The organism is Paraburkholderia sp. GAS32, from assembly GCF_050434225.1.
In the GTDB taxonomy this organism is placed as follows: domain Bacteria; phylum Pseudomonadota; class Gammaproteobacteria; order Burkholderiales; family Burkholderiaceae; genus Paraburkholderia; species Paraburkholderia madseniana.
In genome coordinates, this window is the sequence record NZ_JBNPVS010000040.1 from 41,140 (window position 1) to 58,613 (window position 17,474).

Consider the following 17,474-nt stretch of genomic DNA (forward strand, 5'->3'; position numbering starts at 1 on the left):
CCTTCGGGATGTCTTCGCTGAAGGCCGGACGCGCGGGGCGGCGTGCGGTGCTGGCGCTCGGTTGTGCGAGCCTGATGACGTTGGCGGCGCCGTTGAGCGCCTACGCGACAGCGATGCCTGCGGTCGGCTCCAGTGCAACAGCGGCGGCCACCACCACACCGGCTCCGGCAGCGGCGCCGACGCCGGCACCGGCGGCGAAATCGGCACCGAACACTTCAAATCCCGAAAACGCGACACCGGCTGCGGCCGGCGCGACCAGCGCCACGAACGCCGGCAGCGCACCTGCAGCCGCCACGCCGCCCGTTTCAACACAGGCGCCACCGACGCCAGTAACGGCTAAAACGCCGGCCGCCACCTCGACGCCGGCTACGGCCGCAAAAGCGCCTGCCGCAACGTCGTCGCCCGCCGCAGCCGCCAACACCCCCACGCCGCCGACTTACAGTGCGCCGAACACGCAGTTGCGCTACGGCGGCTACCTCGTGTTTCGCAACCTGATCCCGTCACCGATGCTCGAGGCGCAAGCGGCCGAAGAGTTCAGCCAGATCACGTACGGCGCGGAGCACGCAAACCGCCTGTACGGCGATACCGACGCCCACGTCGCGCGCGTGCGTTCGATCGTCGACAAGATGATTCCCTACTCGTTGAAATGGAACGAGCGGGCCAAGGGCTGGAAGTGGGATGTGGCGGTGGTGCGCTCGCCCGATATCCGCATGTACTGCCTGCCGGGCGGCAAGATCGTGGTGTATAGCGGCCTACTCGACCGCACGCGTTTGAACGACAACGAACTCGGCATGCTGATCGGTCACGAGATCGCGCACGCACTGCGCGAACATGCACGTGAGCGGCTCGGCGAACTGCAGTCGAGCCAGCTCGACTCGTCCGGCACGATCCCGCAGCTCTTCGGGCTCGCCGATCTGGGTGCCGCGCCGCTCGGCATCGGTTCGCGCTTGCTGGAGATGAAGTACGAGGGCACCGACGAAACCGAGGCCGATGTGATCGGCAGCGATATCGCCTCGCGCGCCGGCTTCGATCCGCGCGCGGCGGTCACGCTGTGGGACAAGCTGGCCACGGCGACTCGCAGCAATCGCGAGCAGGGCTATATCTACGTGCACCCGTACACGCCGGCGCGGCGTCAGGACATCATTAAGCGTTTGCCGGATATGTTGCCGCTCTATGCGAAGGCAATCGGCAAGACCGTCGATGCGCTGCCGGACTATGCCGGCATGGGCCGCCCGCGCCGCAAACCGGTCAGCGAGTGAGTTGCGCGAGCCGCAGCGCTTGGCTTGCGGCTTGCGCAGTTCCCTTGCGGCTCGGGCCGGCCGTGCTTACTTCTTGACCTTGTGATCGTAGTCGACCGTCAGCGGCGCATGGTCGCTGAACTTGATATCGCGGAACACGTCGGTGCGTTTCGCCTTGCCGGCGATGCCCTGCGTCGCGATCTGGTAATCGATCCGCCACCCCACGTTCTTCGCATACGCCTGACCGCGATTGCTCCACCACGTGTATTGCTCGGGCCGTTGATCGAGCGTGCGAAATACGTCGACGTAACCCACTTCGTCAAACAGCTTGGTGAGCCACTCGCGCTCTTCCGGCAGGCAGCCTGAATTCTTCTGGTTGCTCTTCCAGTTCTTGATGTCGATCTCTTTGTGGACGATGTTCACGTCGCCGCACACGATCACTTCCCGTTCCTGGGCCAATTCCGCGAGATGCGGCATGAACTCGTCCATGAAGCGGAACTTGGCCTGCTGGCGATCTTCACCGCTCGATCCCGACGGTACATACACAGAAATCACCGAAAGTTTGCCGAAGCGCAATTCGACATAGCGCCCTTCCGGATCGAATTCTTCGCTGCCGAATCCGATCACCACTTCATCCGGTTCATGGCGCGTGTACACGCCCGCGCCGCTATAACCCTTCTTCACCGCATGCTGGAAATAGCCGGTGTAATCGTGCGGCGCCATGAATTCGGGCGTCATGTCGTCTTGAGAACATTTGATTTCCTGCACGCACAGCACGTCGGCTTTCTGTTCGCCGAACCAGTCGAAAAAACCCTTCTTCGCCGCTGAGCGGATGCCGTTCAGGTTGGCGGTAATCACACGCAACATGTCGTTTCCTTTATGTTCAATTCGTTTCTGGAGCACATGACCGAAGGCGCAGGGTCATTCGACCTTGATGCCCTTCAGCGATTCCTTGGCAGGCGGATATTCGAGCTTTAATGCTTCGAACGTGCGTAGCAACAACTCGGCGACCATCACATTGCGATGGGTCTTCGAGTCTGCCGGGACCACGTACCACGGTGCGTATTCGGTCGACGTCACGGCCAGCGTATCGTGGTACACCGCCTGATATTTGTCCCACTGCTTGCGGGCTTCGAGATCGGAGACGTCGAATTTCCAGTGCTTGCTCGGATCGTCGATGCGCGCTTGCAAACGCTCACGCTGCTCATCTTTAGAAATATGCAGCATGCACTTGACGATGGCCGTACCGCTGTCGGCCAGCAGCTTTTCGAACTGGCGAATGTGGCCACAGCGCTGCTCAAATGCTTCGGCGTCCAGATTGCCGAGCACGGTCGGCACCAGCAGATCTTCGTAGTGGCTACGGTTGAAGATGGTCAACTCACCGGCAGCGGGCGCCTGCGCATGCACGCGCCAGAGAAAATCGTGCGCCAGCTCCACAGGCGTAGGCGCCTTGAACGGCACGATGCGCAAACCAAGCGGATCGACCTCATGAAACACCGCGCGGATCGTGCCGTCCTTGCCGCTCGTGTCCATGCCTTGCAACACCAGCAATACCCGGCGTTTCTGCTGCGCGTGCAGGCACTCCTGCTGCGTGTCGAGGATCGCGCCGATCTCCGACAAGCGCACCCGGTCGGCATCTTTCGAACCGCTCGAAAAAGGCTTCGCGGCCGGGTCGAAAGCGTCGAGTGAGAATTTGCTGCTCTTCTTGCCGTCGTCGAAATACGGTACGCGGAAATCGTCGAGTTCGGGTTGCTTCGCCATTCACACTCCGTGATCTGCGTTAAAACATTGCCCGCAAAATGAAACGGGCCGTTGCCCCACTTTCGTTTCCGGCAACAGCCCGTGATGACCGGCGCACTCGCACCGGTCACATGACTTCAACTCAGGACAGCTTCTTCTTCAGCAGTTCGTTCACCTGCGCCGGATTGGCCTTGCCCTTGGTCGCTTTCATCGCCTGACCGATCAGCGCGTTGAACGCTTTTTCCTTGCCGGCGCGGAATTCCTCAACCGACTTCTGGTTCGCGGCGAGCACTTCGTCGATGATCGCTTCCAGCGCGCCGGTATCCGAAATCTGCTTCAAACCCTTCGCTTCGATGATGCGATCGGCAGCGGCTTCGTCGGTGGCCTTCTCTTCCCAGATCGCGAGGAAAATTTCCTTGGCGATCTTGTTCGAGATCGTGCCGTCGGCGATACGTTGCAGCAACAACGAAAGTTGCGCGAACGAAACCGGGCTGTCAGCGATGTCCAGGCCTTCGCGATTCAGTTGCGACGACACCTCGCCCATCAGCCAGTTCGCCGCGACCTTCGCGTTCGACGGACCGACCTTGAGGACGACCGCTTCGTAGTAGGCAGCCATGGCCTTGCTCGACGTCAGCACGTTAGCGTCGTACGGCGTCAGGCCGTATTGCGTGACGAAGCGCTGTTGAATCGCAACCGGCAGTTCCGGCATTTCGCCCTTCACGCGCTCGACCCACGCCGCGTCGATCACCAGCGGCATCAGATCGGGATCCGGGAAATAGCGGTAGTCGTGCGCGTCTTCCTTGCTGCGCATCGACCGCGTTTCGCGCTTGTCCGGATCGTACAGACGCGTTTCCTGCACCACCGTGCCGCCGTCTTCGATCAATTCGATCTGACGGCGCACTTCGTACTGGATCGCTTCTTCGAGGAAGCGGAACGAGTTCAGGTTCTTGATCTCGGCACGCGTGCCGAATTCCGCCTGACCGACCGGCCGCACCGACACGTTCGCGTCGCAACGGAACGAGCCTTCCTGCATGTTGCCGTCGCAGATGCCGAGCCATGTGACCAGCGTGTGCAGCGTCTTGGCATACGCGACCGCTTCAGCCGCGCTGCGCATTTCCGGCTCGGTGACGATTTCGAGCAGCGGCGTGCCGGCGCGATTCAGGTCGATGCCGGTCATGCCCGCGAAGTCTTCGTGCAGCGACTTGCCCGCGTCTTCTTCGAGGTGAGCGCGCGTCAGGTTGACGACCTTCTCGTACGCTTCCTTGCCCGCCTTTTCGTTAGCCGGGACCTGGATCGTCACCTGGCCGCCCTGCACGACGGGGATTTCGTATTGGCTGATCTGATAGCCCTTCGGCAGATCGGGGTAAAAGTAATTCTTGCGCGCGAAAATGCTGCGCGGCGCGATCGTCGAGCCGATCGCGAGACCGAACTGAATCGCACGCTCCACGGCGCCGCGGTTCATCACCGGCAGCGTGCCCGGCAATGCCAGATCAACGGGGCTGGCCTGCGTGTTCGGCGCAGCGCCGAATTGCGTGGCGGTGCCCGAGAAAATCTTCGATTGGGTCGACAGTTGCGCGTGGGTCTCCAGACCGATCACGACTTCCCATTGCTTGGCCATGGTGCTCACACTCCTGCCGGTGCTTTACGGTGCCAGTCGGTCGCGCGCTGGAACGCGTCGGCCACTTGCAGCATCCGGGCTTCATTGAAATAGTTGCCGATGATCTGCAGACCCACCGGGCGCTGCGCATTCGCGCCCGCGCCGAAGCCACACGGCACGCTCATGCCCGGCAGACCGGCGAGGCTCACCGACAGCGTGTAGATGTCGGCCAGATACATCTGCACCGGATCGTCGCCCTTCGCGCCGAGGTCCCACGCTACCGACGGCGCCACCGGGCCCATGATCACGTCGCACTGCTTGAACGCTTCCTGGAAGTCCTGCGCGATGATGCGGCGGATCTTTTGCGCCTGCAGGTAGTACGCGTCGTAATAGCCGTGCGACAGCACGTACGCACCCACCAGAATGCGGCGCTTCACTTCCGGACCGAAGCCTTCCGCACGCGACTTCTTGTACATGTCGAGCAGATCGCGGTATTCCGCCGCGCGATGACCAAAGCGCACGCCGTCGAACCGCGACAGGTTCGACGAAGCTTCCGCCGGCGCGATCACGTAGTACACCGGGATCGACAGTTCAGTTTTCGGCAGCGAGACTTCCACCAGCGTGGCGCCCAAAGCTTCGTATTGCTTCAATGCAGCGTCGATCGATGCGCGCACGTCGTCGGCAAGGCCAGCGCCGAAATACTCTTTCGGCAGGCCGATGCGCAGGCCGGCAAGCGGTTTGTCCGCACCGTCTTCCTTCCACGTCTTGCCGATGTAGCGCGTGAAGTCTTCGTCTTCGCGCGTGAGGCTGGTCGAATCGCGCTCGTCGAAACCGGCCATGGCATTGAGCAGCGTGGCGCAATCCGCGGCCGTTTGGGCCATCGGACCGCCCTGATCCAGCGACGATGCGAACGCGATCATCCCGTAACGCGATACGCGGCCATACGTCGGCTTGATGCCGGTGATGCCCGAGAACGACGCCGGCTGACGAATCGAGCCGCCGGTATCCGTGCCGGTGGCAGCGGGCGCGAGGCGCGCCGCCACAGCAGCAGCCGAACCGCCCGACGAACCGCCCGGCACAGCCAGACGATCCCACGGATTCTTCACGGGGCCAAAATACGAATTCTCGTTGGACGAGCCCATCGCGAACTCGTCCATGTTGGTTTTGCCCACGCACACCATGCCGGCGTTCTGCAGACGCGCGACCACCGTCGCGTCGAACGGGCTTTCGTAGTTCGACAGCATCTTCGAACCGGCCGTGGAGCGCCAGCCCTTGGTGACGAACACGTCCTTGTGGGCGATCGGCAGGCCGACCAGCGGGCCGGCGTGGCCGGTGTGAAGCAGCGCGTCGGCCGCTTTCGCCTGCGCGAGCGTCAGGTCGGCGTCGACCTGAATGAAGGCGTTCAGGCTGTTGGCCGCGTCGATCCGCTTCAGATAGAGCTGCGCCAGTTCGACTGCGGAGCATTCCTTGGCTGCCAGTGCGGCGCGCAGTTCGGTCAAGCTTTTTTCATACATTGCGTTTTATCCTGGGCTTGATTCGCGAGTCTTGGTCGATCACTTACTCGATCACCTTCGGCACGAGGTACAGGCCGTCCTGAACGGCCGGCGCCGGGCGCTGGAAGGCTTCACGGTCGACCGTTTCGGTCACCGCGTCGTTACGCAGACGCAGCGCGACGTCTTCGATCTGCTCGATCGGATGGGCAAGCGGGGCGATGCCGGTGGTATCGACCGCCTGCATTTGCTCGACGAGGCCAAAGAAATCATTGAGCTGGGCAAGCGTGTGCTCAGCGTCGGCATCAGCCAGTTCGAGCCGCGCGAGGTGCGCGATGCGTTTAACATCGGTCAGGGTCAGAGCCATGCAGTCACCGGAAAATGTGGTGGACCGCCGCAGCGCGGGAAAAACGATGCTGCGACAGCGGGTTACGACACTGGAGGAAGACCTCGAAAAAGGGGCCAGCGGCGGCAAAAAGTGCCGTCCGTTTCCTTCAAAACATCCAAAATTATAAGGTATCATTACGCGTTCGACCCAAACCCGGACCGACTTACCAAGGCCTTTCTGAACAATTCCCAAAGATAGTTCGGATTTTTCTGACTGGGCCTTGCACCGGCCTCCGGTAGACTCCCTCGCAGCTTCAAGTTCCTGTGGCGCCGCTTCCGCCCGGTTGAAGCTGTTATTTTTTCCGCTGCCGCCCTGCGCAACCGTCGCGAGGGCTGGCCCCAAGCGAGACAGGATTTTGAATGTTCGGTTTTCTGCGCAGCTACTTCTCCAACGACCTGGCGATTGACCTTGGCACTGCCAACACGCTCATTTACATGCGTGGCAAGGGTATCGTTCTTGATGAACCGTCGGTGGTCTCGATCCGCCAGGAAGGCGGTCCCAACGGTAAGAAAACCATTCAGGCAGTCGGCAAGGAAGCCAAGCAGATGCTTGGCAAGGTGCCGGGCAACATCGAGGCGATCCGCCCGATGAAAGACGGCGTGATCGCCGACTTCACCGTCACCGAACAGATGATCAAGCAGTTCATCAAAACTGCTCACGAATCGCGCATGTTCTCGCCGTCGCCGCGCATCATCATCTGCGTGCCGTGCGGTTCGACCCAGGTCGAGCGTCGCGCCATTAAAGAAGCCGCTCACGGTGCGGGCGCTTCGCAGGTTTACCTCATTGAAGAACCCATGGCAGCGGCAATCGGCGCGGGCCTGCCGGTGTCGGAAGCAACCGGCTCGATGGTCGTCGATATCGGCGGCGGCACGACCGAAGTCGGCGTGATCTCGCTCGGCGGCATCGTGTACAAGGGTTCGGTCCGCGTAGGCGGCGACAAATTCGACGAAGCCATCGTCAACTACATCCGTCGCAACTACGGCATGCTGATCGGCGAACAAACCGCCGAAGCCATCAAGAAAGAAATCGGCTCCGCGTTCCCGGGTTCCGAAGTCAAGGAAATGGAAGTGAAGGGCCGCAATCTGTCGGAAGGCATTCCGCGCAGCTTCACGATCTCCAGCAACGAAATCCTCGAAGCCCTCACCGATCCGCTGAACCAGATCGTGTCGTCGGTGAAGATCGCGCTCGAACAAACGCCGCCGGAACTGGGCGCCGACATCGCCGAGCGCGGCATGATGCTCACCGGCGGTGGCGCACTGCTGCGCGATCTGGACCGCCTGCTCGCCGAAGAAACCGGCCTGCCGGTGCTCGTTGCCGAAGACCCGCTGACCTGTGTTGTGCGCGGCTCGGGCATGGCGCTCGAACGCATGGACAAGCTCGGCAGCATCTTCTCGTACGAGTAAGCGAGCCCGTCTCCATGTCAGTAGCGCGGATCTGGCAAACGGCCCCTTGCGGGCCGGTTTGCCGTTGGCTGGGCCTGCCAGCCTCCGCGCGCTGAACGCGCGTCCCTCGCGCGCCGCCGTCTCACCCAACCGCTCACGCCCCCGGCGCCGACCATGGAATACAGTCCGCCGCCCCTGTTCAAGCAAGGGCCGTCCGCCCTCGCACGGCTGGTGTTTTTCGTCGTGCTGGCGCTCGCCCTGCTGATCTCCGATGCACGCTTCAGAACGCTCGAAATCGTTCGCGGCGTGCTCGGCGCGGGTCTTTATCCGTTGCAACGCGCAGCCCTCGTGCCGCGCGACGTGTTCATGGGCGCTGCCGACCTGGCCGTGACCAGCGCCACGTTGCGCAGCGAGAACGACAAACTGCGCACCAAAGATCTTCAGCTCTCGCAACAAGCCAATACGGCCGCCGAACTGGCCGCCGAAAACACGCATTTGCGCGCGCTGCTGCAACTCTCGCAGCGCTCGACCACGCAATCGCTGCCGGCTGAAATCCAGTACGACACGCGCGACCCGTTCACGCAGAAGGTCGTGATTGGCCGCGGCGCCCAGCAAGGCGTCCAGAACGGTTCGCCGGTCGTCAACGAAGACGGCGTGATAGGTCAGGTGACACGCGTGTTCCCGCTGCAAGCCGAAGTGACGCTGCTCACCGACAAGGATCAGGCCGTGCCCGTGCAGATCGTGCGCACCGGCTTGCGCAGCGTGATTTACGGCACGCCGAAGGGCGATACGCTAGATCTGCGCTTCGTGCCGATCAGCGCCGATGTGCAAACCGGCGACGAACTCGTGACCAGCGGGCTCGACGGCGTTTATCCGCCGGGGCTGCCGGTCGCGAAAGTCGTGCGGGTCGACAAACAGGCCGATACGGCGTTCGCGCGCGTGATCTGCTTGCCGGTGGCGCCTGTGCGCGGCGCACGTCAGTTGCTCGTGCTGCACTATCTGAACAACGTGCCGCCGCGTCCGGCGGAAGAGCCCGATGCGGCCGCGACCGCCAAGGACGCGAAAGCGAAGAAGGGCGGCAAGCCAGCGGACAACAAGGCCGCAACGGATAAATCCGCTGCCAAGCCTGCCGAAAAGCCCGCCGTCGCCGCTGCCAAGCCCGCTGAAAAGCCGTCGGCCAAAGCCACGGCCGCTGAGAAGAAAACCGCCACCGAAAAGAAACCGGCCGCTGACAAGAGCGCGAAGCCGCAAGCCACGCCGGGGGCCCAGCCATGAACCGTCCGCAATACATCCTGCAGCCGGTCAATCCGTACTTCATCTCGTTCAGCCTCGCCGCGGCGTTCCTGCTGAACCTGATGCCGTGGGGGCGCCTCGCCGGTGTGCCGGACTTCGTAGCGCTCGTGCTGCTGTTCTGGAACGTGCACCAGCCGCGCAAAGTCGGTATGGGCATCGCGTTCTTTCTCGGCTTGTTGATGGACGTACACAACGCCAGCCTGCTCGGTGAGCACGCGCTGGCGTATACGTTGTTGTCGTATGGCGCGATTACGATCCATCGCCGGGTGCTGTGGATGTCGCTCGGCGTGCAGACTTTTGCGGTGATGCCGCTGCTGGTCGTCGCGCAACTGGTGCCGTTCGTGATCCGTCTGCTGACGGGCGCGGCGTTTCCGGGCTGGAGTTACCTGATCGACGGCTTCGTCGAAGCCGCGCTGTGGCCGGTCGCCAGCATGCTGCTGCTGATGCCGCAGCGTCGCCCGGCCGATCCGGACGATACGCGGCCGATTTAATCACGCATCGAGCCCGCCGGCCGTTCCGATGGAATCCACGCCCCCGGCCCGCTCGACGCGCATCGCTGTTCATGCCTCCCGGTTCCGGCCGGTTTGGGCGCACACTCATGATGGCCGTCACGCGGCCTTTTGCAGAATCGCATGACCGAATTCAAGGACACTCAGCAACAGCTCTCGAAGTTCCGCCTGCGCGTCGCGGCGGCGGGCGTGTTCGTGTTCGTCTGCTTCGGGCTGATCGGTTTCCGTTTCCTGGTCCTGCAGGTCTGGCACTACAGCAAGTACTCGCTGCAAGCCGACGAAAACCGCATCTCGGTCGCGCCGATCGTGCCGAACCGGGGCATCATCACCGACCGTAACGGCGTGGTGCTGGCCAAGAACTACTCGGCTTATACGCTCGAAATCACCCCGTCGAAGCTGAACGACACGCTCGAAAACGTAATCGACAACCTGGCCACCGTGGTCTCGATCGACGCACGCGACCGGCGCCGCTTCAAGAAACTGCAGGAAGATTCGAAAAACTTCGAGAGCCTGCCGATCCGCACCCGCCTCACCGACGACGAAGTCGCGCGCTTCACCGCGCAACGCTTCCGCTTTCCGGGCGTGGAAGTGCGCGCGCGCCTGTTCCGCCAATATCCGCTCGGGCCGACTGCGGCCCACGTGATCGGCTATATCGGCCGGATTTCGCAGCGCGATCAGGACCGCATCGACGACGCCAGCGATCAGAACGACAGCGATCCGGATCACTACGATCCGCGCCTCGACGCGAACAACTACAAGGGCACCGACTACATCGGCAAGATCGGCGTCGAGCAGAGCTACGAGACGGAACTGCACGGCCAGACCGGTTTTGAGGAAGTCGAAGTCACCGCCGGTGGCCGACCTGTGCGCACGCTGTCGCGTACTCAGGCAACGCCGGGCAACAACCTCGAACTGTCGATCGACATCGGCCTGCAGCAGGTCGCCGAGCAAGCCTTCGCGGGCCGCCGCGGGGCACTGGTCGCGATCGAACCGGCAACCGGCGATGTGCTCGCGTTCGTCTCGGCGCCGAGCTTCGATCCGAATTCGTTTGTCGACGGCATCGATCAGCAGACCTGGGACGAGCTCAACAACTCGCCGGACCATCCGCTGCTGAACCGTCCGCTGCACGGCACCTACCCGCCGGGCTCGACCTACAAGCCGTTCATGGCGCTCGCCGCGCTGACGCTGCATAAGCGCACGCCGGGCTGGGGCTTCCAGGATCCGGGCTCGTACACATTCGGCGGCCATACCTTCCGCAACGACGTGCGCTCGGGCCAGGGCTGGGTCGACATGAACCGCGCGATCGTGGTGTCGAACGACACGTATTTCTACATGCTCGCGCACGATCTCGGCGTCAATGCGATCGCCGGCTTCATGAAGCCGTGGGGCTTCGGCCAGATCACCGGCATCGACATTTCAGGCGAAGCGCGCGGCATCCTGCCGTCGACGGACTGGAAGCGCAAGGCGTACCGCAAGCCCGAGCAGCAGCGCTGGTATGAAGGCGAAACGATCAGTCTGGGCATCGGCCAAGGCTATAACTCGTTCACCATTCTCCAACTCGCCCACGCCACGGCCACGCTCGCGAACAACGGCGTCGTGATGAAGCCGCACCTCGTGCGCGACATCGAAAATCCGATCACCAAAGATACGCGCCCGGTCGTGCGCGATCCGAGCGACAAGATCGCGGTGAAGCAATCGGACATCGACATCATCAAGCGCGCGATGGAAGGCGTCGTGACCAACGGTACGGCGTCGAAGCTGTTCATCGGCGCACCCTATCTGGCCGCCGGCAAGACCGGTACGGCGCAGGTCTACTCGCTGCAAGGCGCGAACTACAAGGGCCACGCGATCGCCGAGCATCTGCGCGACCACGCGCTCTTCATCGCGTTCGCGCCGGCCGAGCAACCGAAGATCGCACTCGCGCTGATCGTCGAAAACGGCGGCTGGGGCGCGGAAGCGGCCGGTCCGATCGCACGTCGTGTGCTCGATTACTACCTGGTCGGCAAGAACAAGCCAGGCGCTGAAGCGGCGGCTGTCGCAGCAGCGGCCTCGGCGACGGAGGATGCGTCCGCACCAGAAGTGGGTGACGCACCGACGCCGCAGGACGCGGCGCAGCCGGTCAAGATCGCGGCGGGCTTCACGGCACTGCCGATGCCGGGTGCGGCTTCGGCCGCGGCGGCAGCTTCTGCAGCGGCGGCTGCTTCGGCTTCGGCTTCGGCTGCTGCATCGGCTTCGGCTGCTGCATCGGCATCGGCGCCTTCGGCTGCGACATCGCCGGCTAAGGCGACTGCTTCCGCATCCGGTGCAACCAGCGCGTCGGCGGCCGTCGCTGCATCCGCGTCCGCCGCCGCAAAGATTCCGGCGCCGCGTAAATCCAGCGTCCCGCACAAACCCCGCCCGAGCAGCGAGTCGGTACCGACTGCCGCCGCCCCGTCGCGGGATCACAGCATTCAGCCTACGTCGCCACGCCAGCCGGTTTCCGGCGGCATCGACGAGTAAGGAGAAAGGCATGCAATTCGACAAGCGCGCCTGGCTCGACCGCATCAAGCGGATGTTCGTGGGCTTCGACCGTGCGCTCGCCCTGATCGTGTTTCTGCTGCTGTGCGTCGGCATCATCACGCTTTACAGCGCGACGCTGGACATGCCCGGCCGCGTGGAAGACCAACTGCGCAACATCATGCTGACGTTCGTGCTGATGTGGGCGCTGGCCAATGTGCCGCCCACCACACTGATGCGCTTCGCGGTTCCGCTTTATACGTTCGGGATCGCGTTACTGGTGGCCGTGGCGCTGTTCGGCCTCACGCGCAAGGGCGCGAAGCGCTGGATCAACGTCGGCGTGGTGATCCAGCCATCGGAAATTCTGAAGATCGCCACGCCGCTGATGCTCGCCTGGTACTACCAGCGCCGCGAAGGCGTGATGCGCTGGTACGACTTTCTGGTCGGCTTCCTGATCCTGATCGTGCCGGTCGGTTTGATCGCCAAGCAGCCTGACCTGGGCACCGCCGTGCTGGTGTTCGCGGCCGGCCTCTTCGTGATTTACTTCGCGGGGTTGAGTTTCAAGCTGATCGTGCCGGTGCTGATTGCCGGCGTGATCGCGGTCGGCTCGATCGCGGCGTTCCAGGACAAGATCTGTCAGCCGGAAGTGCAGTGGCCGCTGATGCACGATTATCAGAAGCACCGTATCTGTACGCTGCTGGATCCGACGTCCGATCCGCTTGGCAAGGGTTTCCACACGATCCAGGCGGTGATTGCAATCGGCTCGGGCGGCCCGCTCGGCAAGGGCTGGCTGAAGGGTACCCAGGCGCACTTGGAGTTCATCCCCGAGAAGCACACTGACTTCATCTTCGCGGTGTTTTCCGAGGAGTTCGGGCTGGCGGGCGGGATCGTGCTGCTCACGCTTTATATGCTGCTGATCGCGCGCGGTTTGTATATCGCCGCCAATGGGGCGACGCTGTTTGGGCGGCTGCTGGCCGGATCGCTGACGATGGCGTTCTTCACCTATGCGTTCGTCAACATCGGTATGGTGAGCGGGATCTTGCCGGTGGTCGGCGTGCCCTTGCCGTTCATGAGTTACGGCGGCACTGCGCTGACTACGCTGGGGGTCGCGATCGGGCTCATCATGAGCGTCGCGCGGCAGAAGCGGTTGATGCAGAGTTAGAGCGGGGCTGGGCGTAGGTCCCAAAGGTCCCAAGGTGCAGACTGCGCAGCCGAAGGCAGCAAAACCGAGGGATGCCGAGCCAAATGAGGCAAAGTCGAAGCAGACCACAGCAGGCCCGATAAAGAAAAGGGGCGCACCGTCAGGAGCGCCCCTTTTTCATTTAATGCGGTCTCATCTACTGCGGTTTCACTTCTTTCTGATCCCGCAATTGCGCGCTCAGTTGCTGATACTTGAGCTTGGCCGCCGGATCGCCCTGTGCCGCCGCTGCCGCGTAGTACGCACGCGCCACGTTCAGGTTCTTGTCCACGCCGTCGCCGCCACGTTCGTAGAACGAGCCGGTCACGTACTGCGCGGTCATGTCGCCGCCTTGCGCGGCCTTCTTGTACCAGACAAACGCCTGCTGGTTATCGCGAGTCGTGCCACGGCCATCGAGAAACTGGTTGGCCAACGCGAGTTCCGCCTGCACGTGCCCCTGCTGCGCGGCCCTCAGGAACCACCGGTGCGCTTCGACCGGATCACGCCCGACGAACTCGCCGTCGTCGTACATCTTGCCGTACACGTACTGCGCGTGCGACATGTTGGCGTCGGCGGCTTTGCGCAACCACTTCTTGCCTTCGTCGACATTGGCTTTGGTGCCTTCACCGTTGAGCAACATCATCGCGTAGTTGAACTCGGCCAGCCGGCTGCCGTGCTCCGCCGCTTTACGGAACTCAGCAAGCGCCGCGCCCATATTGCCCGCGTTGTAATCGGCGACCGCGGTTTGCGTCTCCGGATCGCTCGACTTCGCGACGCGATTGTCCTGCGCAAACGCCGTCACATTCGCCATCAACGCCGCGGTAACCGCCAGACGCACCACGACGCACTGCACCATCCCCTTCATGTCCTCACCTCCTGCAACGCCTGGCGGGTCGCGCGCAACATCCACATGACGTCGGCGGCCAGGGCGATAAAACGAAAACCGGCATCGCGATGCTGCTTTGCGCTCGCGACATCCATAGCAAAAATTCCCGCGGCGATGCCAGCCTTGTCGGCGGCGCTGACAATGCGCGCCATCGCCGCCTGCACGTCGGCATGCTTCGAATCGCCGAGGTGGCCGAGGCTCGCGGCGAGATCGGCCGGTCCGACGAACAGGCAATCGACGCCCGGCGTAGCCGCGATCTTCTCCACTTCCTGCAGGCCGCGCGCCGACTCGATCTGCACGATGGTCGCGATCTGCGCGTTGGCGGATTGCACGTAGTCGCGCCGCATGCCATACGCAGCCGCCCGCACCGCGCCGGCCACACCGCGCTGACCGTCGAGTGCATCGGCGGTCGGATACTGCGTCAGACGCACGGCCTGTGCCGCCTCTTCCGCGGTTTCGATATTCGGGAACATCAGCGTGCGGGCGCCGGCGTCGAGCACGCGCTTGACGAGCCACGCCTCGCTGGCAGGCACGCGTACAACGGGCTCGCTCGGCAGATGCGCCGCGGCGATCGCGCGCAATTGCGACGTAACGTCACCGCTATCGTTCGGCGCATGCTCCATGTCGATCAGCAACCAGTCGAAACCGGCGTGCGCGAGCGCCTCGGCTGCAGAATCGCTACCGAGCGAAAGCCACAGCCCGAACTGCGTATCGGCTTCTTTAAGACGTTGCTTGAGGGGATTTGTGAAGGTGCTCATTGCCGCGCTCCCTGGCGATGGGACACATCGCCTGAAACGCGGGTGAGGATGGCGCAGCCGAACAGGCCAACGCCCGGGCCGTGACGGCCTGAATGCCTGCTGCGACGCAATGCGGTGACCGGCATGTCTCGCTCCATGTGGTTATCGGAGCGATCATACCGTGACAATAACGCGGGGGTTGGGCCGCGGGCTCGAGTCGCGCGGCCCTGAACTTAATCGCGGACCACGTCGGCCCAGCAATTCGGCGTCTCGAACAGACGCACCTTATGCAAACGCAGATTCACGCCGTAATGCGCGTCGTAGACGTTCGCGAGGATATCGAACGCGACGGCGGCGAGATTTTCAACGGTCGGGATGCGATCGAGCACGACCGTCTTGTGTCCCGCCATGGTTTCCAGAAAACCGCGCACCTGTGTATCGCCTTCGTAGACGAGGAACGCATGGTCCCACTTGTCGACCAGATGCTCGACCGCGAGCGACTTCACGTCGGCGAAGTCCATCACCATGCCGCGATCCGGCGCGCCTTCGGTATCGACCAGGTCGCCTTGCAGCGTGATTTCGAGCACATAGCGATGGCCGTGCAGATTACGGCACTGGCTGCGGTGATCGGGGATGCGGTGGCCCGCGTCGAATTCGAGTTTTCGTGTAATCGTCAGCACGGCAAATCAGGGAATGTTCAGATACTTGTGGGTCTGCATCGACAGGCGCCATTGCGGATGGCGTTTGCACCAGTCGATCGCGAGCTTGGTGTTGAGGTCGCGCGACGGGCCGTCCATCGGCTGGACGAGGAAATACTCGAAGTCGAGCTTCGCATACTCGGACAAACGCTGGTTGTCCTGCGGAATCACGACCTTCAGTTCGTTGCCCTTGGTGACGACGAGCGGCGCATCGGCCTTCGGGCTCACGCAGATCCAGTCGATCGTCTCGAGCACCGGCAGCGAGCCGTTGGTTTCGATGGCGATTTCGAAGCCGGCGGCATGCAGCGCATCGACGAACGGCTGATCGATCTGCAACATCGGCTCACCGCCCGTGCAGACCACGAAGCGTTCGCCCTCGCCTTCCGGCCATTGCGACGCGATCATCTGCACCAGATCTTCCGGCGTACGGTACTTGCCGCCGTTCTCACCATCGGTCCCGACGAAGTCCGTATCGCAGAAACGGCAGACCGCATCCGCACGATCTTCTTCGCGGCCCGACCACAGATTGCAACCGGCGAACCGGCAGAACACGGCCGGACGCCCGGCATTCGCACCCTCGCCCTGCAATGTGTAGAAGATTTCCTTGACCGCGTAAGTCATGCTGCTTTCTGCCTTGTGTTCCTGAAAATAATTGCCTGCGCCGCGCCCGTTCGCACGGTGCGCCAGCGTAAAACTTCGGTGAGCGTCAGACCGGCTCGGTCACCTTCTCACCGGCCAGATACGCTTCGTAACCGCGCTTGCGCAAGCGGCACGCCGGGCATTCGCCGCAGCCGAAACCCCATGCATGCAACTCGGCGCGCTCGCCGACATAGCAGGTGTGCGTTTCGACGCGCACCAGTTCGACCAGTTCGTCGCCGCCCAACTCGTGCGCGAGACGCCACGTGTCGGCCTTATCGAGCCACATCAGCGGCGTTTCGAGCAGGAAGCGCGTATCCATGCCGAGGTTCAGCGCGACCTGCAATGCCTTCATCGTGTCGTCGCGGCAATCGGGGTAGCCCGAGAAGTCCGTCTCGCACATGCCGCCAACCAGCACCTGCAAACCACGCCGATAGGCGATGGCCGCGGCGATCGTCATGAACATCAGATTGCGGCCCGGCACGAACGTATTCGGCAAACCGTTCGCCGTGGCGTGAATCTCGATTTCGCGCGTCATCGCGGTATCGCTGATCGAGCCGAGCACCGACAGATCGATCATGTGATCTTCGCCGAGGCGGTCGGCCCACGCCGGAAATGTCCGCGTCACCGCGTTACGAAACCCTTCGCGGCATTCGAGTTCGACTCGGTGCCGCTGGCCATAATCGAAGCCCAGCGTCTCGACTGTTTCATAGCGTTCGAGGGCCCAGGCGAGGCACGTGGCGGAATCCTGGCCGCCGGAAAACAGCACCAGAGCGCTACGTTTAGCGTCTTTGCGGATCACCGTGAAACTCCGTGAATGATGAGTGCCACGTCGCGCTGCGCGAGGTGCGCCATGCAAGCAACGCGGCGCGACGCGTGCCGGCACTGCTGCCGGCCCAAAGCAGTATAGGCCGCGCCTTCCGCATGCAGAGTCGCTGGGCGCTTATACCGTTAATCGTCGGGCGAAGGGTTCGGCACCTGTTGCGGCCTTGCCGTGTTGCGGCAGAGTGCGCAAAAGGCGCCGCTTCAGGATACGAAAAGACGCGTTTGGTGCGGTGGCGCGCCAGTGGAACGCCTACAGCACCCTCGCATGCAAGTCCTTGAACTGGCGCAATTTTATCACGCGACGCCCAATGCCGCCGAGCGCACCCGCCGCGGAGGCACGCTGGCCATGCCCATCAGAAACGGGACAAAAAAGGAAAAGCCC

The 17,474-nt window shown here is 62.9% G+C and carries 16 protein-coding genes; 6 read left to right on the top strand and 10 right to left on the bottom strand.

Features of this window, described 5'->3' with window-relative positions; translation table 11 throughout:
- Positions 1 to 8: 8 nt before the first annotated feature.
- Positions 9 to 1,259 carry a M48 family metallopeptidase gene (locus P3T25_RS35545; protein ID WP_429361753.1) on the top strand — a complete coding sequence of 417 codons (1,251 nt, stop codon included), beginning with the start codon at positions 9 to 11 and terminating at the stop codon, positions 1,257 to 1,259.
- 66 nt (positions 1,260 to 1,325) lie between these two features.
- Here the strand turns inward: P3T25_RS35545 and P3T25_RS35550 are convergent, their stop codons facing one another.
- The 5 genes from P3T25_RS35550 to gatC form a co-directional block, all read right to left on the bottom strand.
- The gene (locus tag P3T25_RS35550; protein WP_154559679.1) at positions 1,326 to 2,105 is read right to left on the bottom strand and encodes an exodeoxyribonuclease III; all 780 of its coding nucleotides are present in this window, start codon (positions 2,103 to 2,105) and stop codon (positions 1,326 to 1,328) included.
- 54 nt (positions 2,106 to 2,159) lie between these two features.
- Positions 2,160 to 2,999 carry a PPK2 family polyphosphate kinase gene (locus P3T25_RS35555; RefSeq protein ID WP_171925217.1) on the bottom strand — a complete coding sequence of 280 codons (840 nt, stop codon included), beginning with the start codon at positions 2,997 to 2,999 and terminating at the stop codon, positions 2,160 to 2,162.
- A gap of 121 nt (positions 3,000 to 3,120) precedes the next feature.
- A complete protein-coding gene (gene gatB, locus P3T25_RS35560) occupies positions 3,121 to 4,596 on the bottom strand; it encodes an Asp-tRNA(Asn)/Glu-tRNA(Gln) amidotransferase subunit GatB (protein WP_171925218.1) in 1,476 nt (491 codons plus the stop codon).
- A 5-nt stretch (positions 4,597 to 4,601) separates the two neighbouring features.
- Positions 4,602 to 6,089: an Asp-tRNA(Asn)/Glu-tRNA(Gln) amidotransferase subunit GatA gene (gene gatA / locus P3T25_RS35565; protein ID WP_171925219.1), complete on the bottom strand. Its 1,488-nt coding sequence runs from the start codon at positions 6,087 to 6,089 to the stop codon at positions 4,602 to 4,604.
- A gap of 43 nt (positions 6,090 to 6,132) precedes the next feature.
- Positions 6,133 to 6,432 carry an Asp-tRNA(Asn)/Glu-tRNA(Gln) amidotransferase subunit GatC gene (gene gatC, locus P3T25_RS35570; RefSeq protein ID WP_171925220.1) on the bottom strand — a complete coding sequence of 100 codons (300 nt, stop codon included), beginning with the start codon at positions 6,430 to 6,432 and terminating at the stop codon, positions 6,133 to 6,135.
- A gap of 380 nt (positions 6,433 to 6,812) precedes the next feature.
- Here gatC and P3T25_RS35575 point away from each other — a divergent pair, with 380 nt between their 5' ends.
- The 5 genes from P3T25_RS35575 (at position 6,813) to rodA (ending at position 13,295) form a co-directional block, all read left to right on the top strand.
- Positions 6,813 to 7,856 (top strand): rod shape-determining protein, encoded by a 1,044-nt coding sequence (locus tag P3T25_RS35575; RefSeq protein ID WP_004189550.1) that lies wholly within the window; start codon positions 6,813 to 6,815, stop codon positions 7,854 to 7,856.
- A gap of 153 nt (positions 7,857 to 8,009) precedes the next feature.
- A complete protein-coding gene (gene mreC, locus P3T25_RS35580; protein ID WP_171925221.1) occupies positions 8,010 to 9,110 on the top strand; it encodes a rod shape-determining protein MreC in 1,101 nt (366 codons plus the stop codon).
- Complete coding sequence (gene mreD / locus P3T25_RS35585) at positions 9,107 to 9,619, top strand: rod shape-determining protein MreD (protein ID WP_054037125.1); 513 nt, start codon at positions 9,107 to 9,109, stop codon at positions 9,617 to 9,619. Before mreC ends, mreD begins: the two co-directional genes overlap by 4 nt.
- A 141-nt stretch (positions 9,620 to 9,760) precedes the next feature.
- The gene (gene mrdA / locus P3T25_RS35590) at positions 9,761 to 12,136 is read left to right on the top strand and encodes a penicillin-binding protein 2 (RefSeq protein WP_429361758.1); all 2,376 of its coding nucleotides are present in this window, start codon (positions 9,761 to 9,763) and stop codon (positions 12,134 to 12,136) included.
- A gap of 10 nt (positions 12,137 to 12,146) precedes the next feature.
- The gene (gene rodA / locus P3T25_RS35595; RefSeq protein ID WP_429361760.1) at positions 12,147 to 13,295 is read left to right on the top strand and encodes a rod shape-determining protein RodA; all 1,149 of its coding nucleotides are present in this window, start codon (positions 12,147 to 12,149) and stop codon (positions 13,293 to 13,295) included.
- Positions 13,296 to 13,470: 175 nt separating this feature from the next.
- Here rodA and P3T25_RS35600 read toward each other — a convergent pair whose 3' ends face one another.
- From P3T25_RS35600 to queC, 5 genes are all read right to left on the bottom strand, one after another.
- On the bottom strand, positions 13,471 to 14,175 hold the full coding sequence (locus P3T25_RS35600) for a tetratricopeptide repeat protein (RefSeq protein ID WP_372342461.1): 705 nt from the start codon (positions 14,173 to 14,175) through the stop codon (positions 13,471 to 13,473).
- The gene (locus tag P3T25_RS35605; protein ID WP_171925224.1) at positions 14,172 to 14,954 is read right to left on the bottom strand and encodes an HpcH/HpaI aldolase family protein; all 783 of its coding nucleotides are present in this window, start codon (positions 14,952 to 14,954) and stop codon (positions 14,172 to 14,174) included. The genes P3T25_RS35600 and P3T25_RS35605 overlap by 4 nt, the downstream gene beginning before the upstream one ends.
- A gap of 212 nt (positions 14,955 to 15,166) precedes the next feature.
- Positions 15,167 to 15,610: a 6-carboxytetrahydropterin synthase QueD gene (queD, locus tag P3T25_RS35610; RefSeq protein WP_093634683.1), complete on the bottom strand. Its 444-nt coding sequence runs from the start codon at positions 15,608 to 15,610 to the stop codon at positions 15,167 to 15,169.
- A 9-nt stretch (positions 15,611 to 15,619) separates the two neighbouring features.
- Complete coding sequence (queE, locus tag P3T25_RS35615; RefSeq protein WP_154559671.1) at positions 15,620 to 16,252, bottom strand: 7-carboxy-7-deazaguanine synthase; 633 nt, start codon at positions 16,250 to 16,252, stop codon at positions 15,620 to 15,622.
- A gap of 85 nt (positions 16,253 to 16,337) precedes the next feature.
- Positions 16,338 to 17,069 (bottom strand): 7-cyano-7-deazaguanine synthase QueC, encoded by a 732-nt coding sequence (queC, locus tag P3T25_RS35620; RefSeq protein WP_054037110.1) that lies wholly within the window; start codon positions 17,067 to 17,069, stop codon positions 16,338 to 16,340.
- Positions 17,070 to 17,474 lie beyond the last annotated feature (405 nt).